Here is a 20,507-nt window from a genome sequence, read left to right as displayed (position 1 = left end):
GATGAGCGACACAGACGGCAAAAAGACACTCGGCCTTGGCGGGAACCGCTCTGGGCAGGTGAAACAAAGCTTCAGCCACGGGCGGACGAAAAACGTCGTGGTGGAAACCAAGCGTAAGCGCGTTGTGGTTCCGAAGCCGGGTGCGGCGGCGGGCGACAAGTCGCGTCCGACGGTCACACCGCAGAACGCGGCGAAGGCTGTCGCATCCTCCTCCAAGCGCCCCGCCGGGATCTCGGATGCGGAAATGGAACGCCGTCTCAAGGCCTTGGCAGCCGCGAAGGCCCGTGAGGCCGAAGAGGCCGAGGCCCGCGCCGCCGAAGAAAAGGCCCGCGAGGAAGAACGCGAACGCCGTCGCGCCGAGGCCGAGGCCAAGGAACGCGAAGAGCGTGAGCGTGAGGAACTGCTTCGCGCCAAGGAAGAAGAAGAGGCCCGCAAGGCCGAAGAAGCCCGGCTGCGTGCTCAGAAAAAAGAAGAAGTCCGCAAGCCGGAACCTGCCAAAGAGGCCAGCCCTGCCGATGCAGCGGCTGCTCAGGCGGCGGCATCCCGTGCGGAAACCAAGGGCGTGTCGAATCGGGGCGCCGGTCGCAACGAGCGCGGTCGTGAAACCCGTCCCGACGACCGTGATTCGCGCGGCAAGGGCGACCGTAACAATCGCCGCTCCGGCAAGCTGTCGGTAACAAGCGCCCTTGAGGGCGAAGGCGGACGTCAGCGCAGCCTCGCGGCAATGAAGCGCAAGCAGGAACGCGCCAAGCAAAAAGCGATGGGCGGCGCTCAGCGGGCCGAGAAACAGGCCCGTGAGGTTCAGTTGCCGGAAACCATCGTCGTGCAGGAGCTTGCCAACCGTATGGCCGAGCGTGCTGCCGATGTGGTCAAGTCGCTGATGCAGATGGGCATGATGGTCAATATGAACCAGCCCATCGATGCCGACACGGCAGAGCTGGTGATCGAGGAATTCGGTCACAAGGCGGTCCGGGTCTCTGACGCGGATGTCGAACAGGTCATCGACACGGTTGACGACAAGGCCGAAGATCTGCAATCCCGCCCGCCGATCATCACCATCATGGGCCATGTCGATCACGGCAAGACCTCGCTTCTGGACGCGATCCGCAAGGCGAATGTGGTGTCGGGCGAGGCTGGCGGTATCACCCAGCATATCGGCGCCTATCAGGTGAAAACCGATTCGGGTGCCGTGCTGAGCTTCCTCGATACACCCGGCCACGCGGCCTTCACCTCGATGCGGGCACGCGGTGCCAATGTCACCGATATCGTGGTTCTGGTCGTTGCCGCCGACGATGCGGTGATGCCGCAGACGGTTGAGGCGATCAACCACGCCAAGGCGGCGAAAGTGCCGATGATCGTTGCGATCAACAAGATCGACAAGCCCGAGGCCAATGCGCAGAAGGTCCGTACCGATCTGCTGCAGCACGAGGTCATCGTGGAACAGCTTTCCGGCGATGTGCAGGATGTCGAAGTGTCCGCGCAGACCGGTCAGGGGCTGGATGCGCTGCTGGAAGCGATCGCGCTTCAGGCTGAGATCCTCGAACTGAAAGCCAACCCGGACCGTGCCGCTCAGGGCGCGGTGATCGAGGCCAAGCTGGATGTCGGTCGCGGTCCGGTCGCGACGGTTCTGGTGCAGAACGGTACTCTGCGTCGCGGCGATATCTTCGTCGTGGGCGAGCAATGGGGTAAGGTTCGCGCACTCATCAACGATCAGGGCGACCGCGTGGACGAAGCCGGGCCATCGGTTCCGGTCGAGGTGCTTGGCCTGAACGGCACACCCGAAGCGGGCGACGTGCTGAACGTGGTCGAGACCGAGGCTCAGGCGCGTGAAATCGCTGAATATCGTCAGGAGGCCGCGAAAGATAAGCGTGCCGCTGCCGGTGCTGCCGTGACGCTCGATCAGATGCTGGCGCAGGCCAAGGCCGATGAAAACGTGGCCGAACTGCCGGTGGTGGTAAAAGCCGACGTGCAGGGCTCGGCCGAGGCGATTGTCCAGGCGCTTGAGAAGCTCGGCAATGATGAGGTTCGCATCCGCGTTCTGCATTACGGCGTCGGCGCGATCACGGAATCCGATGTCGGCCTTGCCGAGGCGTCCCGCGCCCCGGTGATCGGCTTCAACGTCCGTGCCAATGCCCCGGCCCGTAACTCTGCCAACCAGAAGGGCGTCGAGATCCGTTACTACTCGATCATCTATGATCTGGTGGACGATATCAAAGCCGCCGCTTCCGGTCTGCTTTCCGCAGAGGTCCGTGAGAACTTCATCGGCTATGCCGAAATTCGTGAGGTGTTCAAGGTGACGGGTGTCGGCAAGGTCGCCGGCTGTCTGGTCACCGAGGGCGTTGCCCGCCGCTCGGCTGGCGTTCGTCTGCTGCGCGACAACGTGGTGATCCACGAAGGCACGCTGAAGACGCTGAAGCGCTTCAAGGACGAAGTAAAGGAAGTCCAGTCGGGTCAGGAATGCGGCATGGCGTTCGAGAATTATGACGATATCCGTCAGGGCGACGTGATCGAAATCTTCGAGCGCGAAGAGATTGAGCGGACGCTGTAATCCGCTGCTCGCAGGACAAAAATCAAGGCCCGCCATCATGGCGGGCCTTTTCATGTGCGGACGGGCGGCAGCAATGGAAAGACCGATGCCGGGTTAACCCGCTTCCAGAAACTCGACCCTGTTTCCGCAAGGGTCCTCGGTGAAGAAACGCCGTCTGCCAGCAATTTCCTCATCCCAACGGACCGGCGCTCGGGCCTTTGCCAGACGATCCGCGATTGCGTCGATCTCGTCCGTCCCGAAGGCCGGATGCGCCTTGGCGGCAGGACGGAAATCGGCCTCTACCCCCAGATGAAGCTCAGCCGAGCCAGAGCGATACCACGCACCGCCCCGCGCCCGCAGCTTTTCGGGCTTTGCGATCTCGGTGAACCCGGCTGCGATCCAGAACGGCGCACACAGATTTTCCGAGCCTTCCGGAATGGCAAGCTGCACATGGTCGATCTGCATCATTCTGGCCCTCTGTGGTGCAAGACCGCGGTTTTCCCGGCAACCCCGCAGCCTGAATCAGTCCCGTGCGGGTTTGACCGTACCGGTGCAGGGACCGAAGCCGATACGATAACCGTCGGCCTGCGCATAACCGGCCAGCGTGATCGTATCGCCGTCCTGAATGAAGCTGCGCGTTTCCGGGCCGAGATCGACCGGGTTCTTGCCTCCCTCGGTCATCTCAAGCAAGGCGCCGGTCGATTCGCGCGTTGGCCCGGAAATCGTACCGCTGCCCAGAAGATCACCGACCCGCATCGGACAGCCGGAAGAGGTGTGATGCGCTAGTTGCTGCGCACTGGAATAATACATCACATTGTAATTCGTCCGGCTGAGGACATGATCGTTCAGCGACCATGACAGGTTGATATCGTAAAGGCCGGGCTTTTTTTCCTGAAGATAGGGCAGCAACTCATTGTCCCGCGCTGCACCCTCGCTGCGGAACGGTTCAAGCGCGGCGCTGGTGACGATCCACGGGCTGATCGTGGTGGCGAAAGCCTTGGACTGGAAGGGGCCAAGCGGCTGGTACTCCCATGCCTGAATATCGCGGGCGGACCAGTCATTCAGCAGCACATAGCCGAAGATCATCCGATCCGCGGTTTCCACATCCACACTCTCGCCCAGACGGGTCTCGGCACCCACGATTGCGCCGATCTCCAGTTCCAGATCAAGCCGCTTGCAGGGCCCCCAGACCGGCCCGCCATCTGTCCTGAGCTGCCCTTTCGGTCGGATCACATCCGTACCCGACACGATCACCGATGAGGCCCTGCCGTTATAGCCGATGGGCATATGCGTCCACTGTGCAGGCAGCGCGTTTTCCGGGCCACGGAACAGCACACCCACATTGAAGGCGTGATTTCGCGAAGCGTAGAAATCGGTATATTCCGTCACCCGGATCGGCAGATGCATGGTGACATCCTGCATCGGATGGGTGGGCAGGTCGGTATTGCCGCCAACCGCCAGCAATCCGGTCAGCGCCTCGCGCAACTCGGCCCATTTTTCGCTGCCAAGCGCGATGAAATCATTCAACTGACCCGCCGAGAACGTCCCTCCGGCATCGAGAAGCCCCGCGCGTTCACATGCGGCCAGATCCACCACAAGATCACCGATCGCGACGCCGCATCTGGGTGCGTCGCCGTTAACCGAGAATACGCCATATGGCAGGTTCTGGATCGGAAATTCGCAATCCGGCGTATTGGCGCTTTCAACCCAGCTTTCTGTTTTCTGTGACATATTCCCTCCATAAGTTGCAAAAGCAACTAACATAGCGGCCCATGCCGCGCAAGAGATCACTCCGGCGGATCAGAGGTCAGTTCGGTCAGCAATTCCTTAAAAAGCTTCGCACGTTCCGGGCCAAGACGCTTGACAAGATCCGCCTGAAACTGCTGCGCGGTCTCAGCCAGTTCCTGATGCACCTGCCGCCCCATGTCCGTCAGGATCAGCATTTCCGCCCGCCGGTCCGTCGATGAGGGCTGCCGCTTCAGCAGCCCTTCCTCCTCCAGAATGGCGACCGCGCGAGATACTTTGGACTTCTCCAGATAGCCCCTTGCGCAGATATCGGATGCGGTCAGCGCACCGAAACCGCCCAGATGCGCGATGATGCGCCATTGTGCACGGCTCATGCCATAGCGGGTGCGATAATGGGTCGCGAAATCGCGCCCGGTGGCTTCCGCCGCATTGTTCAGCAGATAGGGCAGAAAATCGTCAAGGTTGAAATCGTTCATCGTCATCCGGGTCTCTGCCGCCTGATCGCGCAACTGTCGCATATGCAACGACCCCTTGCCAATGCCGCGCATTCGGGTAACGGAAGGAAAATGGCTGGGTTTGTTTCCTTCGTTTCGTCAGGGCCAGGTGATCCCGAGCTGCTGACCCGCCGCGCCGCCGACAGGCTCTCGCGGGCGGATGTCGTGCTATATGACGATCTGTCCTCTGGCCCGATTCTGGCGCTTGCCGCGCAGGCGACGCTGATCCCGGTGGGCAAGCGGGCAGGGCGGCCAAGCGCCAAGCAGGAAGCCGTGAATGCGCTGATCCTTGAACATGCAAATGCCGGGCGGCGCGTGGTCCGGCTGAAATCCGGCGATGCGGGCATGTTCGGCAGGCTGGAGGAAGAACTCGCCGTGGTGCGCAAGGCGGGGCTGGCATTCGAGATCGTGCCGGGCGTGTCCTCGGTCAATGCGGCGGCGGCGGTGGCGGGGCTGCCTCTGACGCGGCGGCTGACGGCCCGGCGTGTGCAATATCTGACCGGCGCGGATGTGACCGGCAAGCTGCCGGAAGATCTGAACTGGGCGGCGCTTGCCGATCCGAAGGCGGTGACCGTTATCTTCATGGGGCAGCGCAGCTTTCCGTCACTGGCGCAGCGCCTGATCCGGCACGGCCTGCCCGCAGACACCCCCGCCCTGATCGCCGAGGCCGTCACGCAGGAAAATCAGCGCCTGCGTCGCGGCACCGTCGCCCGGCTAGCGGCGATGCTTGAGGCCGAAGGGCCAAGCCGCTCACCCGCGCTGATCTTCTATGGCCCGCTTGCCGAGATTTCCGACATATCGACGGAAATCCTGCCGGACTGACCGAAAATATCAGCCTGTTTTTCCAATCCGCAGGGCATCCTGCCGCAGCCGCTCAAGCGAATCGATTTCCTTCGTGGATAAGCTGATCCCGTCACGCAGCGAAATCTCCCGCGCGGCAAAGCGGCGCTGAGAGGGCAGCCGCGCCCCTTGCCCGATAATCGCCTCAAGCAGCATCTCCGCCCGCTGAAACGGATCATCGGTCCGGCTGGCCGAGAATTTTTCCGGGCTGAAGGCCAGAACCAGCTCTCCGTGATGCGGCAGCAGGGACATATCGCCCAGATAATCCATTGCCTCGGGGCTGGTGAGGTCGCCGATCATGGCCCCGGCGAGAAGCTCGATCATGGTCGAGATCGCCGATCCCTTGTGACCGCCAAAAGGCAGCAGCGCACCTTGCAATGCGGCTTCTGGGTCGGTGGTTGGCGCTCCGGCCTTGTCGATGGCCCAGCCTTCCGGCATCGGCTTTCCGCTGCGGCGATGCAGCTCGATCTCGCCGCGTGCAACGACCGAGGTCGCAATGTCGAACACATAAGGCGGGCGATCCGGTCGCGGCCAGCCGAATGCGATCGGGCTGGTGCCAAGCAGCGCCGCATTCCCCCCGGTCGGCGCGACCGAGGAATAGCTGGGACACATCGCCATCGCCGCCAGCCCCTGATCGGTCAGCACCTCGATTTCCGGCCAGAGCGCCGAGAAATGCGTGCAGGAGTTGATGACCAGAGCCGCCAGCCCAAGCTCTTTCGCCCTCTGCGCAAGAACCGGTGCGCCCATCGCGAATGCGGCAGGCGAGAACGCGCCTTTCGCATCTACGCGGATCACGGCAGTGCCGTCATCGGCCAGTTCGGGAACGGCTTTCGGATCGACCTTCTCGGCGGCAACCGTGCGCAGGCAACCCTCGATCCGGTAGATCCCATGCGATTTGCAGGCATCCCTTTCGCCGGCAACGATAACGCGGGCGACGCAATCGGCCTGTAGCCTTGTCAGCCCGGCATCGCTGAAAATCGCCGCAACCTGCCGTTCCAGATCATCGACGCCGATCACAATCCCCTCTGCCATTTTTCCTCCGTAGCGGACCGCTACACGCCGCTATCTTGCATACAATTTGTATTTTTTATTTGCTTTTAAACAGCAGTACGAGGATAAAAATCCTGGGGGAGAAGTCCATAAAGGACATATATCTCAATAGGGAGAGAAGACATGAAGACTGCCATCTGCTCATTCGCGGCCATTGCCGTCGCCACCATGTCCGCACCGGCCTTTGCCGACAAGCTGGACGATATCATCTCATCGGGCACGCTGCGCTGCGCCGTGGTGCTGGATTTCCCGCCTATGGGGTCGCGCGACGAAAATAACGAGCCGCAGGGCTTCGATGTCGATTACTGCAACGATCTGGCCGCCGCGCTTGGCGTCGAGGCGGAAGTGGTCGAAACCACATTCCCCGAACGGATCCCGGCGCTGGTGTCGGGTCAGGTCGATGTGGCCGTTGCCTCGACCTCGGACACGCTGGAACGCGCCAAGACCGTTGGCTTCACCATTCCGTATTATGCCTTCGAAAATGCCGTTGTCGCGGGGCAGGGCGTGGAAATGTCCACATGGGAAGATCTGCGCGGCAAGACCGTCGGCGCAACCGCCGGCACCTATGAGGCGATCTGGCTGGAAGGCAAGGTCGATGAATGGGGCGAGGGTGAATTCCGCCCCTATCAGAACCAGGCCGATGTGTTCCTGGCGCTTTCGCAGGGTCAGCTTGATGCGACCGTCTCGACCGTCGAGGTGGCTCAGGCGAATGTCGATTCGGGCAATTACGAAGGCATCAGCATCGTCGACAAGGCCCCGATGGTGCCCGACTATGTTGGCCTGATCACGCTTCGCGGCGAATACGGGCTGATCGACTATATGAACCTGTTCATCAATCAGCAGGTCCGTACCGGCCGCTATGCCGAGCTTTACGCCAAATGGATCGGAGAGGGTGAGCCCGCCGATCTGACCATTCAGGGCGTCTATCGCTAAGACCGCAGGCGCGGCGCGGGATCATCCCGCGCCGCCTTTTCGTTCCGTGACGAGAGGCGGTCATGTTCAACTATACATTCCAGTGGAAGCAGGTCTCGCGCTACTTCCCGGAAATGCTGGAAGGTGCGTTTGTCACCATGCAGGTGGCGGTGCTGTCGATGGTGATCGGCATCGTGCTGGCGATCGTGCTGACCCTGTTCCGGCTGTCGGGCAATCGCGTCCTGGGCGGGATCGCAGCAGCATGGGTCGAGGTGGCGCGTAATACTCCGGCGCTGTTCCAGATCTATATGGCGCATTTTGGCGTCGCCAGTTTCGGCATCCATTTCAGCCCGTGGACCTCGCTTCTGATCGGGATCACCTTCAATAATGCAGGCTATCTGTCCGAGAATTTCCGCGGCGCGCTGAAAGCCATTCCCGACACGCAGGCGCGGTCCGGCCGTTCGCTTGGCATGTCGGAACTGCAATCCTTCCGCTATATCGTCATGCCGCAAATGCTGCGCATCGCGTTTTTGCCGATGTCGAACCAGATGGTCTGGGCGGTGCTGATGACCTCGCTTGGTGTGACGGTCGGGATGAACACCGATCTTTACGGCGTCACGCAGGATCTGAACGCGCTGACCTTCCGCACGTTTGAACTGTTCTTCGTTGCCGGTGTCATCTTCTATGTCATCGTCAAGGTGATCCAGCTTGCCACGCGGCTGATCGCCCGGCGCATGTTCCGGTATTAAGGGGGAAACGATGTTCGATACTTCGATAACCCTCAACGATCTGATATTCATGGCCGAGGGCGCGGGGATGACCATCCTCGTCACCCTGATCGCAGTGTTCTGCGGCACGGTGCTGGGGATCATCTTCGGGGTCTTCCGCTATCAGGTCGGGCCGGTCTGGGCCGCGCCGCTGACCTTCTTTCTGGATGTGTTCCGGTCCATCCCGCTGCTGATCCAGCTTGTGCTGACCTTCGCCTTTATCGGCACGGTGCTGCAGATCCGCATATCCGGCTTCACCGTCGCCTGTCTTGTGCTGACGCTGTATACCTCGGCCTATTGCGCGGAAATCGTGCGCGGCGCGATTGAATCGGTGCCGCCGACGCTGCGCCGGGCCTCCCGTTCGCTTGGGCTGACCTGGGGGCAGGATATGCGCTATATCGTCCTGCCTCTGGCAACGCGGGTGGCCTTCCCAAGCTGGATCGGGCTGGCATTGTCGGTGATGAAGGATTCCGCGCTTGTCTATGTCGTGCAGGTGACGGAACTGCTGAAATCCACGCAGATCCTGATTACCCGGCTTCAGGAACCGCTTTTCCTGCTGATGCTGTGCGGCGCGTTCTATTTCCTCATCAGTTTCCCCATTGCCCGCATTGGCGGCTATCTGGAAAGACGGTGGTCCAATGATTGAGATCGAAAATGTCCGTAAATCCTTCGGCGCATTGGAGGTGCTGAAAGGCATCGACCTGACCGTCGATAACGGAGAGGTGCTGACCGTGATCGGCGGCTCGGGATCGGGGAAGTCCACCCTGCTGACCTGCATCAACGGGTTGGAGCCGATCAATGCGGGTACGATCCGCGTCGACGGGACTGAGGTTCACGCGAAATCCACCGATATCAACAGGCTGCGCCAGAAGATCGGCATCGTCTTCCAGCAATGGAACGCTTTCCCGCATCTGACGGTGAAGGAAAACGTCATGCTGGCGCCGCGCAAGGTGCTGAAACAGTCGAAAGCCGAGGCCGAGGAGATGGCCGTGAAGCAGCTCAATCACGTCGGGTTGGGCGACAAGCTGGATGTCTATCCGACCCGGCTGTCGGGCGGTCAGCAGCAGCGCATGGCGATTGCCCGCGCCCTTGCCATGTCGCCGCGCTATATGCTGTTCGATGAGGTCACATCCGCGCTCGATCCGCAGCTTGTGGGCGAGGTGCTGGACACGCTGCGCATGCTTGCATCCGAGGGCATGACGATGATCTGCGTCACCCATGAAATGAAATTCGCACGTGAGGTCTCCGACCGCGTGGCCTTCTTCCATCAGGGCGTGATGGCCGAAATCGCCCCGCCGGATGAGCTGTTCGAAGCGCCGAAAGATCCGAATCTTCAGCAGTTCCTGTCCGCGACGCATTAGCTATGACCCGGCCCGATGTCATTGTGATCGGCGCGGGCGTGATCGGCCTGTCATCCGCGCTTGCTCTTCAGGCACGGGGGCTGTCGGTCACGGTGCTGGACCGGGAAGGTCCGGCGGCGGGGGCCTCTGCCGGGAATGCAAGCTGCTTTGCCTTTTCGGAAATCGCCCCGCTCGCCTCGCCTGCAACGCTGCTGAAGGCACCGAAATGGCTGCTGGACCCGCTGGGTCCGCTGACCATCCCGCCTGCCTATGCGCTGAAGATCGCGCCGTGGATGGCGCGTTTCGCGGCGGCCTCGATGCCGCATCGCGTGCGCCACTCGACCGACGCCCAGACCGCGCTGATCGACCTTGCCCGGTCCGAGTTGGAGCCGTTTCTTGCCGCCAATGGTCACAGCCACATGCTGCGGAAATACGGCAATTTGCAGCCCTATGAATCCGAATCCGAATTCCGCGCCACCCTGCCGGTCTGGCAGGCGCGGGAACGTCACGGTTTCGAATTCCGCCACCTCACCCGCGCCGAGATGGACGAAATCCAGCCCGGTCTCGCCCCGCGCTTTATCAGCGGCACGTTTACCCCGGCCTATTGGTCGATCTCGGATCCGAAGGATTACACGCTGGCCCTTGCCGCGCGGTTTACCGAACGCGGCGGGCTGATCCACCAGGCCGAGGTGACCGCATTAAGGATCGACGGCGACACAGTGCGGATCGACGATACATATCAGGCGGGGCAGGTCGTGCTGGCGGCGGGGGCATTCTCGCACCGCATCGCCCGCAGCCTCGGTGACCGCATCCCGCTGGAGACCGAGCGCGGCTATAACACCACCCTGCCGCCGGGGGCCGTTGATCTTCGCATCCAGATCACCTTTGGCGGGCATGGTTTCATGGTCACGAAGCTTGATACCGGCATTCGCGTCGGCGGCGCGGTAGAACTGGGCGGGCTGGATGCCCCGCCGAACTATAAACGCGCCGAGGCGATGCTGAAAAAGGCCAAGGCTTTCCTGCCCGATCTGAACACCGAAGGCGGGCGGCAATGGATGGGGTTCCGCCCCTCGCTGCCCGATACGCTGCCGGTCATCGGTCCTTCCGGGGCCGGACCGCGCGTGACCTATGCATTCGGCAATGGCCATCTGGGCCTGACGCAATCCGCCGGAACCGCGCGGCTTGTGGCGGATCTGGTGACCGGCCAGCCCCCTGCGATAGACCTCGCCCCCTTCTCTCCCTCACGGTTTCAGCCATGACCACATATACATTTTCCTGCATCGACGGCCATACATGCGGCAATCCGGTCCGCCTCGTCTCGGGCGGCGCACCCCTGCTGGAGGGCGCGGATATGCTGGAAAAACGCGCCCATTTCATGCGCGAATATGACTGGATCCGCACCGGGCTGATGTTCGAGCCGCGCGGCCATGACATGATGTCCGGCACGATCCTGTACCCTCCGACGCGGCCCGATTGCGATATTGCGGTGCTCTACATCGAAACCTCGGGCTGCCTGCCCATGTGCGGCCACGGCACCATCGGCACGATCACAATGGGGATCGAGAACGGGCTGATCCGCCCCCGCGAACCGGGGCGGCTATCCATCGAGACCCCGGCGGGCAAGGTCGATATTTCCTATGTGCAGCAGGGCCGCTTTGTCGAGGAAGTCCGCCTGACCAATGTCCCCGGTTTTCTCTATGCCGAGGCGCTGACGGCCGAGGTCGAGGGGCTTGGCGAAATCGTCGTCGATATCGCCTATGGCGGCAATTTCTACGCGATTATCGAACCCCAGAAGAATTTCCGCGATATGGCCGATCATTCGGCGGGCGAACTGGTCGGCTGGTCGCGGAAGCTGCGGGCGGCTTTGAACGCGAAATATGATTTCGCGCACCCGCAGGATGACCGGATCAACGGGCTGTTTCATATCCTCTGGACCGGAGCGCCGACAGTCGCGGGCGCCCATGCCCGCAACGCGGTATTCTATGGCGAAAAGGCCATAGACCGCAGCCCCTGCGGCACGGGCACCTCGGCCCGCATGGCCCAGCTTGCCGCGAAGGGAAAGCTGAAACCGGGCGATGAGTTCTGGCATGAGAGCATTATCGGCTCGATCTTCAAGGGCCGGGTCGAGGCGGCAACCGAGGTCGCGGGCCGCCCCGCCATTATCCCTTCCATTGCCGGATGGGCGCGGATGACCGGCTATAACACCATCTTCATCGACGACCGCGACCCCTTCGCGCATGGTTTCGTGGTGACATGACCGCAACCCGCATCCTGCCCGGCACGGCCTCCGGCCCGGTTCTGGCGATGGATCGTGGGCTCAGCTTCTGGGGCGGCGTCGATCCGGATCGGGCGCGGGTGATCGACACGCATCATCCGGCCTGCGGAGCGGAGCTGGCCGGGCGCGTGGTGATGATGCCGACCAGCCGGGGATCCTGTTCGGGATCGGGCGTGATCCTTGAAATGATGCTGAACGGCAATACCCCTGCCGCGCTGATCTTTTCCGAGGCAGAGGATGTGGCGACGCTCGGCGCTCTGATCGGGGCAGAGATCTTCGGGCGCAGCCTGCCGGTGCTGCGCGTCTCGCCGGATGATTTCGTCGCTCTGGCAAAGGCCGGGCATCTGACGATCACCCGTGACGCGATTTCCGGCCCGGATATCCTTCTGCCCGTCGCAGAACCTCCCGACACCCCCCTGACCCTTTCCGAATCCGACCGCGCCATGCTGCGCGGCGATCACGGAGAGGCCACCGCCCTTGCCATGAAGATCGTCCATATGGTCGCGCGGCTTCAGGGTGCCGCCAGCCTGACCGATGTCACGCGCGGGCATATCGACGGCTGCATTCTCGCCAATCAGGCCAATCTGATCTTTGCCGAGAAAATGGCCAATCTCGGCGCATCTGTCCGTATCCCGACAACGATCAACGCAATCTCGGTGGATCGGCAGAACTGGCAGGCGCAGGGCGTGCCGCAGCTTTTCGGAGATCAGGCCGCGCGGCTGGCCGATGCCTATACGCGCATGGGCTGCCGACCCAGCTTCACCTGTGCACCCTATCTGCTGGAGGACCGCCCGGCAGAGGGTGAGGATATCGCATGGGCCGAATCCAATGCCGTCGTGTTCGCCAATACCGTGCTGGGGGCGCGAACCCCCAAGCATCCCGATTATCTGGATCTCTGCATCGCCGTGACCGGCCGCGCAGCGCTGTCAGGCGTCTATCTGGACCGCGAACGCCGCCCCCGCCGCGTGCTGGATTTCGACCTGCCGCGCGGGGCCGATGACGCGATCTGGCCGCTGATCGGATATCTTGCCGGGCTGAACGCGCCCGACCGTATCCCCCTGCTGACCGGGCTGAAGCAGTACGCGCCGTCCTCGGATAATCTCAAGGCGCTCTGCGCGGCCTTCGGCACCACCTCTGCCGCGCCGATGCTGCATATCGACGGGGTCACGCCGGAATCCGACATGAGGCCGGACCCCGGGTCCGACCGGCGCAGCATCACCCGCAGGGATCTTCGCCGCGCATGGGATGAGCTGAATCACGGCCCCGACAGGATCGACCTGATCGCCATCGGCAGCCCTCATGCCTCTGCCGGTGAATGCCGCGAATTCGCCCGGCTGCTGCACGGGCGGAAGGTCAGCGCGGCCACCATCATCACCGCCGGACGAGAGACGATCCAGGTGCTGCGCAAGGACGGTACGCTGCATTTGCTGAGCGAAGCGGATGTTCAGGTAATCCCCGATCTGTGCTGGTGCTCGATCACCGAGCCGGTCTTTCCGCCGCAGGCACATACGGTCATGACCAATTCCGGCAAATACGCCCATTACGGCCCCGGCCTGTCGGGCCGGGAATTTCGTTTCGGAAGCCTCGCGGATTGTGCAGCCGCCGCGATTTCGGCAAAGGCTGCACCGGTGCCGCCTGATTGGCTGAGCGTTGACGAGTTGCCGCTGATGGAAGGGTATTTGGATGAAGAAGAATGCGGAAAGTGACAGGACCGAGCGCAGGCGCGGCGAGGGCGTTCGCTATGTCTACGAAATCCTGCGCGATGAGATCATCGATCTGACGCTGCCTCCGGGCAGTCTGATCGACGAAATCCAGCTTTCCGAGCGGTTGTCCATGTCGCGCACGCCTATTCGTGAGGCGCTTGTCAGACTTGCCGCGGATGGGCTGGTGACTACTTTGCCCAATCGCTCGACCGTGGTGTCGAATATCGATTTCCTGAACATGCATCATTTTTTCGATGCGATCACGCTGATGTATCGGGTAACGACCCGGCTTGCCGCCGAGAATCGCAGCGATGAAGATCTGGCGCTGATCCGCGCCCATCAGGATGAGTTCATCGCTGCCGTGGCGCGGCACGATGCGATGGCGATGATCGCCTCGAACCGGGAGTTTCACGCCGCTATCGGGGTGGCGGGGGGGAATCCCTATTATTCAGGACTTTTCAACCGCTTGCTGGATGAGGGCAGGCGGGTTCTGCGGGTATATTATTCCTCATATAACGACCGGATGCCGCAAAGTGTGATCGATGAGCATGAGGCGATGATCCGCGCCATAGAAGATCGCGATGTGGCAGAGGCGGACCGTATCGCCCGCCTGCATGCCGACCAGATCGTCGGGCAGATCCGCAGGCTGATTTCTCAGGACCGGCGTCAGGATATCGCGCTGTAGGCGGTGCGGCCTTTGCAGCGGTGCGAAAATTTACGTCGACAGGAAAAATACATAAAGTATTTTGAACCTGAGGAGACATGATTCGCGCGGGCGGCACCGGCCCCTGTCGCGCTTTGCCCAGGAGGACAGGAATGAACTCTCAGATCTTTTCCGGCACGATTCCGGCGCTGATGACGCCCTGCACGGCGGAGCGTCTGCCCGATTTCGACGCTCTGGTCGCCGAGGGGCAGATGCTGATCGCGGCGGGAATGTCATCCGTGGTCTATTGCGGCTCGATGGGGGACTGGCCGCTTCTGACCGATGCGCAGCGGATGGAGGGTGTGGAACGGCTGGTAAAGGCGGGGATTCCGGTCATTGTCGGCACCGGCGCGATCAATACGGCATCTGCGGTGGCCCATGCGCGTCATGCGCAGCAGGTTGGCGCACAAGGGCTGATGGTCATTCCGCGCGTTCTGTCGCGCGGCCCCTCGGTCGCGGCGCAGCGGGCGCATTTCAAGGCGATCCTCAGCGCTGCCCCCGATCTGCCAGCGGTGATCTATAACAGCCCGTATTACGGTTTCGCGACGCGGGCGGATCTGTTCTTCGCCCTGCGCGATGAACATCCCAACCTGATCGGCTTCAAGGAATTCGGCGGGGCCGGCGATCTCAGCTATGCGGCCGAGCATATTACCAGCCGTGACGACGATGTGACCCTGATGATCGGCGTCGATACGGCCGTTTATCATGGCTTCGTCAATTGCGGCGCGACCGGCGCGATTACCGGGATCGGCTGCGTTCTGCCAAAGGAAGTGCTGCATCTGGTCAATCTGTGTCAGGCGGCAGCAAAAGGAGATGCCGAGGCACGGAGCCGCGCGAAGGAACTGGAAGAGGCGCTTGCGGTCCTGTCGAAATTTGATGAAGGCCCCGATTTGGTCCTGTTCTTCAAGCATCTCATGGTGCTGAAGGGACATCCCGGATTTGCACTGCATTTCAACGAAACCGACATGCTGAGCGAGTCGCAGAAGGGCTTTGCCGAGGCGCAGTTGAAACTGTTCGACGCGTGGTATGCGGAATGGTCGAAACAGGGCGGGGCCGTGGGGAAATACGCCGCCTGAGGGATAAACTGCCTCGCTGCAAGTCTCCATTGATGGCAGCGCATCCCCTCGCCGATGGTAAGGACCGGCGCCCATATCCGCATTGAACCGCCCCGCGAAAACCGCCACAAATGCGGTGCTGATGGTAACAGGGGGCAGCATGTTTGGCTGGATTCACGGGGCGTGGATGATGAAGCTGCGCGAACAGCTTCGGAAAATGTGGATCCGCGTGACGCTGTACAGTTTCGCCGGGATCGCGCTTGCGCTGGTTGCGCAGTTTATCGGCCCGTTTCTGCCCTATGTTCCCAAGATCGACCTGGCATCCGGTTCGGTCGGGTCGCTGCTGAATATCATCGCCTCGTCGATGCTGGCGGTAACGACGTTTTCAATGTCGATCATTGTCAGCGCCTACAGTTCGGCGACCTCGAACGCGACGCCGCGCTCGACCCGGCTGCTGGAGGGCGACAGCGTCGCCCAGACGGCGGTGTCGGTCTTTGTCGGCTCGTTCCTGTTTTCGATTGTCGGCATTATCGGCCTGTCTGCGGGGCAATATCCCGATAATGCGCGGGTCCTGCTGTTCATCGCGACGCTTCTGGATATTTTCCTGATCACTTGGGCGCTGCTTCGCTGGGTCAACCACCTGAACGAATTTGGCCGGATGAGCGATATTATCGACCGGATCGAGAGCGCATCCATGCCCTCGGCGCGGCTCTATCGCGAATGGCCCTCATTGGGGGCCGAGTCGCGGCAGGTTTCGCCCGATGAGGCCAGTGCGATGGTGCTGGCCGACCAGTCTGGCTATGTCCGCTATATCGACATGGCCGAGCTTCAGAAGGCAGCCGAAACCGCGGATATCAAGGTCGGGATCTTGCGGATGCCGGGCAAATATGTGCATCGCGGCGAGCCGCTTCTGCGCCTATCGGCGGGGGTCGAGGACAAGTTCTCGGCGGCGCTGCATCGCTGTTTTACGCTTGGCGACTCGCGCAGCTTCGAACAGGATCTGCAATATGGCCTGACCGTGCTTGGAGAGGTCGCCAGCAAGGCGCTGTCGCCCGGCATCAACGATCCGGGAACGGCAATCGAGGTGTTGCGGGCCGGAACCCGTGTCCTGCAGGAATATCACCAGCCGCCAGAGGATGGGTTGGAACCCGCCTATGATCGGGTCTCGGCGCCGCCGCTGGATGTGTCGCAGATCTACACCACCTTCTTCGCGCCGATTGCCCGCGATGGGGGCGGCCTGTTTGAGGTGCAGCAGACATTGCTGGACTGCCTCGACGTATTGGCGCAATCCGGCCATCTGCCCGCCGCCCGGCGAGAGGCCGAGCGGGCCCGCAACCGCGCCGCCCATCAGTTGACCGAAGACTGGGAGAAGCGGCTTCTGGGGATCGCGGAAGACGCCGCCGCGTGATCCCGTGCAGGGGCGGGTGCTTGCGCGTTTCTGTGTACGGCCTGTGTACAGGCGGTGTACGCAAGCTGCCTGTGCGGTGGCATAAATAAAGGGTGCGCGGCGGCGCACCCTTTTCAGCGTTTGCTTATGGATCTGCGGGATCAGAAATCCCAGTCTTCATCCTCGGTCGCGACGGCCTTGCCGATCACATAGCTGGAACCCGAGCCCGAGAAGAAGTCGTGATTTTCGTCCGAGTTGGGCGACAGCGCCGCAAGGATCGCCGGAGAGACCTTGCAGGCCTCGGCGGGGAACAGCGCCTCATAGCCGAGATTCTGAAGCGCCTTGTTGGCGTTGTAATGCAGGAACGTCTTCACGTCCTCGGTCAGGTTCACCGGATCATACAGGGATTCGGTATATTTCCCTTCGATTTCATACAGATCGAACAGCAGCGAGAAGGCGAAATCCTTCAGTTCGGCCCGTTCCTGTTCGCTGGCTTTTTCCAGCCCGCGCTGGAATTTATAGCCGATATAATAGCCGTGGATCGCCTCATCCCGGATGATCAGGCGGATCAGGTCAGCCGTGTTGGTCAGACGCGCACGGCTGGACCAGTGCATCGGCAGATAGAAGCCGGAATAGAACAGGAAGCTTTCCAGGAACACGCTGGCGATCTTCTTCTTCAGCGGGTGGCTGGCGCTGTCATATTCATCCAGGATCAGCCGCGATTTCGCCTGCAAATGCTCGTTCTCGGACGACCAGCGGAACGCCTCATCGACTTCCGAGGTCTGGCACAGTGTCGAGAAAACGCTGGAATAGCTGCGTGCGTGGACCGCCTCCATGAAGGCGATATTGGTCAGCACGGCCTCTTCATGCGGGGTGATCGCATCGGGCAGAAGCGAGGGGGCGCCGATGGTGTTCTGGATCGTGTCCAGCAGGGTCAGCCCGGTGAAAACGCGGATCGTCAGCGTCTGTTCGGCGGGCTTCAACTGCGACCAGCTTTGAATGTCGTTCGACAGCGGCACCTTCTCCGGCAGCCAGAAATTCGCGGTCAGACGGTTCCAGATCTCAAGATCCTTGTCGTCCTGAAGGCGGTTCCAGTTGACGGCGGCGGGTACCGCGCGGGTGGTGTTTACAGCGTCTTTCATGGATTTATCCCTCACAGCGTGCAGGAAACGCAGCCTTCGACCTCGGTCCCTTCAAGGGCGGCCTGGCGCAGGCGGATATAGTAGATGGTCTTGATGCCCTTCTTCCACGCATAGATTTGGGCGCGGTTGATGTCGCGCGTCGTCGCATCGGCGGGGAAGAACAGGGTCAGCGAGAGGCCCTGATCGACATGCTGGGTCGCGGCGGCGTAGGTGTCGATGATCGCCTCGGGGCCGATCTCATAGGCGTCGCGGTAATATTCCAGATTGTCGTTGGTCATATAGGGCGCGGGATAGTAAACGCGGCCGATCTTGCCTTCCTTGCGGACCTCGATCTTCGCGGTGATCGGGTGGATCGAAGAGGTGGCATAGTTGATATAGCTGATCGAGCCGGTCGGCGGCACCGCCTGAAGATTCCGGTTGTACAGCCCGTCCTTGACGATCGCCTCGCGCAGCGCGGCCCAGTCCTCACGGGTGGGAACGGTGACGCCTGCGGTCTCGAACAGTTCTTTCACACGCTCGGTTTCGGGCAGCCAGTCGCGGTCGGTATATTTGTCGAAGAAGGACCCGTCGGCATATTTCGAATCCTCGAACCCGACAAAGCTGCGCCCGCGCTCCTTCGCCAGAGCGTTGGATTCGCGCAGTGCATGATACAGCACCGTCGCGAAGTAGATATTGGTAAAGTCGAGCCCCTCGGGGCTGCCGTAATGGATCCGCTCACGCGCCAGATAGCCATGCAGGTTCATCTGGCCCAGACCGATGGCATGGCTTTCATCATTGCCCTTGCGGATCGACGGCACGCTATCGATGGACGACATCTCACTGACCGCGTTCAGCGCCCGGATCGCGGTCCCGACCGTGCCCGCCAGATCGCCGCTATCCATCGCCTTGGCGATGTTCAGCGAGCCGAGATTACAGGAAATATCCGTGCCCATTTCAGCATAGGACAGATCGTCATTATATTCCGATGCCGTGTTCACCTGCAGGATTTCGCTGCACAGATTGGACATGGCGATCCGGCCCGCAATCGGGTTCGCGGCGTTCACTGTGTCCTCGAACATGATATAGGGATAGCCGGATTCGAACTGGATTTCCGCGATGGTCTGGAAGAAGGCCCGCGCATTGATCTTTTTCTTGCGGATGCGGGGGTTATCCACCATCTCGTGATATTTCTCGGTCACCGAGATGTCGGAAAACGCCTTGCTATAGACCTTTTCCACGTCATGCGGCGAAAACAGATACATATCCTCATTCTTCTTCGCCAGCTCGAACGTGATATCCGGGATCACCACGCCAAGGCTCAGCGTCTTGATGCGGATTTTCTCGTCGGCATTCTCGCGCTTGGTGTCGAGGAAACGCAGGATATCGGGGTGATGCGCGTTCAGATAGACCGCGCCCGCACCCTGACGTGCGCCAAGTTGGTTGGCATAGCTGAAACTGTCCTCCAGCAGCTTCATCACCGGGATGACGCCCGAGGACTGGTTCTCGATCCCTTTGATCGGTGCGCCGTGTTCGCGGATATTGGTCAGCATCAGCGCCACGCCACCGCCGCGCTTGGACAGTTGCAAGGCCGAGTTGATGCCGCGTCCGATGCTTTCCATATTGTCTTCGATGCGCAGCAGGAAGCAGGACACGAACTCGCCCCGCGCCTTCTTGCCGGCATTCAGGAAAGTCGGCGTCGCAGGCTGGAACCGCCCGGCGATGATGTCATCCATCAGCCGCATGGCGAGATCTTCATCGCCGCGCGCCAGAGTCAGCGCGACCATGACCACGCGATCCTCATAACGCTCCAGAAAGCGCTGCCCGTCCCATGTTTTCAGCGTGTAGGAGGTGTAATATTTGAACGCGCCAAGGAAGGTTGGGAAACGGAACTTCCGTGCATAGGCCTCATCCCAGATCTTGCGCTGGAAATTCCGGGAATACTGATCCAGCACGGCAGGGTCATAGTAACCTTCGTCCACCAGATAGCCCAGTTTTTCATCCTGGCTGTGGAAGAACACGGTGTTCTGGTTCACATGTTGCAGGAAATACTGCCGCGCCGCCTTTCGGTCCGCGTCGAACTGAATATGACCTGCATCGTCATACAGGTTCAGCATCGCGTTCAGCGCGTGATAGTCCTTTGCGTCTTGCGCAGGACGGTTCAGGCGGTCGTCAAGCATGTCTCTCTCCAGAATCGCTGCAGCCCTGCGGTGACGCGGGCAATGTCTTCGTCTGTGCCGGCCAGCTCGAATCGATAAAGCCGTGGCACGTTGCATTTGCGGGCAATTATATCACCGGCGGCGGCGTAGAATTGACCAAAATTCCGGTTCCCCGCGGCGATCACACCTCGGATCAGGGCGCGCCTTGCGGGGTCGTTCAGAAATCGGATGATCTGCGGATGGACGGCACCCTTGCCGTTTCCATCCGCATAAGTCGGTGTGACCAGCACATAGGGCTGATCGGGTGCGGGCATCGGCTCATCTGGGGAAATCGGAATGCGCAGCGCGTCCATTCCCAGCCGGGCGACGAATTTCGCCGTATTGCCCGACCGCGAGGAATAATAGACGAGCTGCGCCATGTTTCCGGTGCC

Annotated in this window: 19 protein-coding genes; 12 read left to right on the top strand and 7 right to left on the bottom strand. The window is 61.3% G+C overall.

Features of this window, described 5'->3' with window-relative positions; translation table 11 throughout:
• Nucleotide 1 precedes the first annotated feature (1 nt).
• Nucleotides 2-2,548: a translation initiation factor IF-2 gene (gene infB / locus PAE61_RS15615; protein WP_271113270.1), complete on the top strand. Its 2,547-nt coding sequence runs from the start codon at nt 2-4 to the stop codon at nt 2,546-2,548.
• A gap of 93 nt (nt 2,549-2,641) precedes the next feature.
• On the opposite strand, the gene PAE61_RS15610 is transcribed toward infB, so the two are convergent.
• The 3 genes from PAE61_RS15610 to PAE61_RS15600 are packed head-to-tail and all read right to left on the bottom strand — an operon-like array spanning nt 2,642 to nt 4,791.
• A complete protein-coding gene (locus PAE61_RS15610; protein WP_271113269.1) occupies nt 2,642-2,995 on the bottom strand; it encodes a VOC family protein in 354 nt (117 codons plus the stop codon).
• Nucleotides 2,996-3,049: 54 nt separating this feature from the next.
• A complete protein-coding gene (gene fahA, locus PAE61_RS15605; protein ID WP_271113268.1) occupies nt 3,050-4,258 on the bottom strand; it encodes a fumarylacetoacetase in 1,209 nt (402 codons plus the stop codon).
• Between the two features lie 56 nt (nt 4,259-4,314).
• Nucleotides 4,315-4,791 carry a MarR family winged helix-turn-helix transcriptional regulator gene (locus PAE61_RS15600; protein WP_271113267.1) on the bottom strand — a complete coding sequence of 159 codons (477 nt, stop codon included), beginning with the start codon at nt 4,789-4,791 and terminating at the stop codon, nt 4,315-4,317.
• A 48-nt stretch (nt 4,792-4,839) separates the two neighbouring features.
• Between PAE61_RS15600 and cobA the strand changes: the two genes are divergently transcribed.
• Nucleotides 4,840-5,589, top strand: a complete 750-nt coding sequence (gene cobA, locus PAE61_RS15595) for a uroporphyrinogen-III C-methyltransferase (RefSeq protein ID WP_271113266.1) — start codon at nt 4,840-4,842, stop codon at nt 5,587-5,589.
• Nucleotides 5,590-5,598: 9 nt separating this feature from the next.
• Here the strand turns inward: cobA and PAE61_RS15590 are convergent, their stop codons facing one another.
• Entirely contained in the window at nt 5,599-6,639 is a 1,041-nt protein-coding gene (locus tag PAE61_RS15590; protein ID WP_271113265.1) for an Ldh family oxidoreductase, read from the bottom strand.
• 141 nt (nt 6,640-6,780) lie between these two features.
• Between PAE61_RS15590 and PAE61_RS15585 the strand changes: the two genes are divergently transcribed.
• The 10 genes from PAE61_RS15585 (at nt 6,781) to PAE61_RS15540 (ending at nt 16,820) form a co-directional block, all read left to right on the top strand.
• Nucleotides 6,781-7,590, top strand: coding sequence for a transporter substrate-binding domain-containing protein (locus tag PAE61_RS15585; RefSeq protein WP_271113264.1), 810 nt, complete (start codon nt 6,781-6,783; stop codon nt 7,588-7,590).
• A 62-nt stretch (nt 7,591-7,652) separates the two neighbouring features.
• Nucleotides 7,653-8,318, top strand: a complete 666-nt coding sequence (locus PAE61_RS15580) for an amino acid ABC transporter permease (RefSeq protein ID WP_271113263.1) — start codon at nt 7,653-7,655, stop codon at nt 8,316-8,318.
• A 10-nt stretch (nt 8,319-8,328) separates the two neighbouring features.
• The gene (locus PAE61_RS15575; protein WP_271113262.1) at nt 8,329-8,982 is read left to right on the top strand and encodes an amino acid ABC transporter permease; all 654 of its coding nucleotides are present in this window, start codon (nt 8,329-8,331) and stop codon (nt 8,980-8,982) included.
• Entirely contained in the window at nt 8,975-9,697 is a 723-nt protein-coding gene (locus tag PAE61_RS15570; RefSeq protein WP_271113261.1) for an amino acid ABC transporter ATP-binding protein, read from the top strand. Before PAE61_RS15575 ends, PAE61_RS15570 begins: the two co-directional genes overlap by 8 nt.
• Nucleotides 9,698-9,699: 2 nt before the next feature.
• On the top strand, nt 9,700-10,935 hold the full coding sequence (locus PAE61_RS15565) for an NAD(P)/FAD-dependent oxidoreductase (protein ID WP_271113260.1): 1,236 nt from the start codon (nt 9,700-9,702) through the stop codon (nt 10,933-10,935).
• Nucleotides 10,932-11,933: a 4-hydroxyproline epimerase gene (locus tag PAE61_RS15560; RefSeq protein ID WP_271113259.1), complete on the top strand. Its 1,002-nt coding sequence runs from the start codon at nt 10,932-10,934 to the stop codon at nt 11,931-11,933. The genes PAE61_RS15565 and PAE61_RS15560 overlap by 4 nt, the downstream gene beginning before the upstream one ends.
• Complete coding sequence (gene lhpI, locus PAE61_RS15555) at nt 11,930-13,657, top strand: cis-3-hydroxy-L-proline dehydratase (RefSeq protein WP_271113258.1); 1,728 nt, start codon at nt 11,930-11,932, stop codon at nt 13,655-13,657. Before PAE61_RS15560 ends, lhpI begins: the two co-directional genes overlap by 4 nt.
• Nucleotides 13,635-14,339 carry a GntR family transcriptional regulator gene (locus PAE61_RS15550; RefSeq protein WP_271113257.1) on the top strand — a complete coding sequence of 235 codons (705 nt, stop codon included), beginning with the start codon at nt 13,635-13,637 and terminating at the stop codon, nt 14,337-14,339. The genes lhpI and PAE61_RS15550 overlap by 23 nt, the downstream gene beginning before the upstream one ends.
• A gap of 131 nt (nt 14,340-14,470) precedes the next feature.
• Nucleotides 14,471-15,433: a dihydrodipicolinate synthase family protein gene (locus tag PAE61_RS15545; protein ID WP_271113256.1), complete on the top strand. Its 963-nt coding sequence runs from the start codon at nt 14,471-14,473 to the stop codon at nt 15,431-15,433.
• A 139-nt stretch (nt 15,434-15,572) separates the two neighbouring features.
• The gene (locus tag PAE61_RS15540; protein ID WP_271113255.1) at nt 15,573-16,820 is read left to right on the top strand and encodes a DUF2254 domain-containing protein; all 1,248 of its coding nucleotides are present in this window, start codon (nt 15,573-15,575) and stop codon (nt 16,818-16,820) included.
• 140 nt (nt 16,821-16,960) lie between these two features.
• On the opposite strand, the gene nrdF is transcribed toward PAE61_RS15540, so the two are convergent.
• The 3 genes from nrdF to nrdI are packed head-to-tail and all read right to left on the bottom strand — an operon-like array spanning nt 16,961 to nt 20,495.
• A complete protein-coding gene (gene nrdF / locus PAE61_RS15535; protein WP_271113254.1) occupies nt 16,961-17,941 on the bottom strand; it encodes a class 1b ribonucleoside-diphosphate reductase subunit beta in 981 nt (326 codons plus the stop codon).
• Nucleotides 17,942-17,952: 11 nt separating this feature from the next.
• The gene (gene nrdE, locus PAE61_RS15530; protein WP_271113253.1) at nt 17,953-20,097 is read right to left on the bottom strand and encodes a class 1b ribonucleoside-diphosphate reductase subunit alpha; all 2,145 of its coding nucleotides are present in this window, start codon (nt 20,095-20,097) and stop codon (nt 17,953-17,955) included.
• A complete protein-coding gene (gene nrdI / locus PAE61_RS15525; protein ID WP_271113252.1) occupies nt 20,079-20,495 on the bottom strand; it encodes a class Ib ribonucleoside-diphosphate reductase assembly flavoprotein NrdI in 417 nt (138 codons plus the stop codon). The genes nrdE and nrdI overlap by 19 nt, the downstream gene beginning before the upstream one ends.
• Nucleotides 20,496-20,507: the final 12 nt, after the last annotated feature.

The organism is Paracoccus aerodenitrificans (assembly GCF_027913215.1).
GTDB lineage: Bacteria > Pseudomonadota > Alphaproteobacteria > Rhodobacterales > Rhodobacteraceae > Paracoccus > Paracoccus aerodenitrificans.
Note: the sequence above shows the minus strand (reverse complement) of the source record. Positions and strands in the feature narration are given on the sequence as shown.

Bases quoted from the DNA above. Each gene is read 5' to 3' on its own strand.
- PAE61_RS15610 (WP_271113269.1), bottom strand. From the start codon at position 2,995: ATGATGCAGATCGACCATGTGCAGCTTGCCATTCCGGAAGGCTCGGAA.
- PAE61_RS15545 (WP_271113256.1), top strand. From the start codon at position 14,471: ATGAACTCTCAGATCTTTTCCGGCACGATTCCGGCGCTGATGACGCCC.
- cobA (WP_271113266.1), top strand. From the start codon at position 4,840: ATGGCTGGGTTTGTTTCCTTCGTTTCGTCAGGGCCAGGTGATCCCGAG.
- PAE61_RS15600 (WP_271113267.1), bottom strand. From the start codon at position 4,791: ATGCGACAGTTGCGCGATCAGGCGGCAGAGACCCGGATGACGATGAAC.
- nrdF (WP_271113254.1), bottom strand. From the start codon at position 17,941: ATGAAAGACGCTGTAAACACCACCCGCGCGGTACCCGCCGCCGTCAAC.
- PAE61_RS15540 (WP_271113255.1), top strand. From the start codon at position 15,573: ATGTTTGGCTGGATTCACGGGGCGTGGATGATGAAGCTGCGCGAACAG.
- infB (WP_271113270.1), top strand. From the start codon at position 2: ATGAGCGACACAGACGGCAAAAAGACACTCGGCCTTGGCGGGAACCGC.
- PAE61_RS15560 (WP_271113259.1), top strand. From the start codon at position 10,932: ATGACCACATATACATTTTCCTGCATCGACGGCCATACATGCGGCAAT.
- PAE61_RS15580 (WP_271113263.1), top strand. From the start codon at position 7,653: ATGTTCAACTATACATTCCAGTGGAAGCAGGTCTCGCGCTACTTCCCG.
- lhpI (WP_271113258.1), top strand. From the start codon at position 11,930: ATGACCGCAACCCGCATCCTGCCCGGCACGGCCTCCGGCCCGGTTCTG.
- PAE61_RS15570 (WP_271113261.1), top strand. From the start codon at position 8,975: ATGATTGAGATCGAAAATGTCCGTAAATCCTTCGGCGCATTGGAGGTG.
- fahA (WP_271113268.1), bottom strand. From the start codon at position 4,258: ATGTCACAGAAAACAGAAAGCTGGGTTGAAAGCGCCAATACGCCGGAT.
- nrdE (WP_271113253.1), bottom strand. From the start codon at position 20,097: ATGCTTGACGACCGCCTGAACCGTCCTGCGCAAGACGCAAAGGACTAT.
- PAE61_RS15590 (WP_271113265.1), bottom strand. From the start codon at position 6,639: ATGGCAGAGGGGATTGTGATCGGCGTCGATGATCTGGAACGGCAGGTT.
- PAE61_RS15550 (WP_271113257.1), top strand. From the start codon at position 13,635: ATGAAGAAGAATGCGGAAAGTGACAGGACCGAGCGCAGGCGCGGCGAG.
- PAE61_RS15575 (WP_271113262.1), top strand. From the start codon at position 8,329: ATGTTCGATACTTCGATAACCCTCAACGATCTGATATTCATGGCCGAG.
- PAE61_RS15585 (WP_271113264.1), top strand. From the start codon at position 6,781: ATGAAGACTGCCATCTGCTCATTCGCGGCCATTGCCGTCGCCACCATG.
- PAE61_RS15565 (WP_271113260.1), top strand. From the start codon at position 9,700: ATGACCCGGCCCGATGTCATTGTGATCGGCGCGGGCGTGATCGGCCTG.
- nrdI (WP_271113252.1), bottom strand. From the start codon at position 20,495: ATGGCGCAGCTCGTCTATTATTCCTCGCGGTCGGGCAATACGGCGAAA.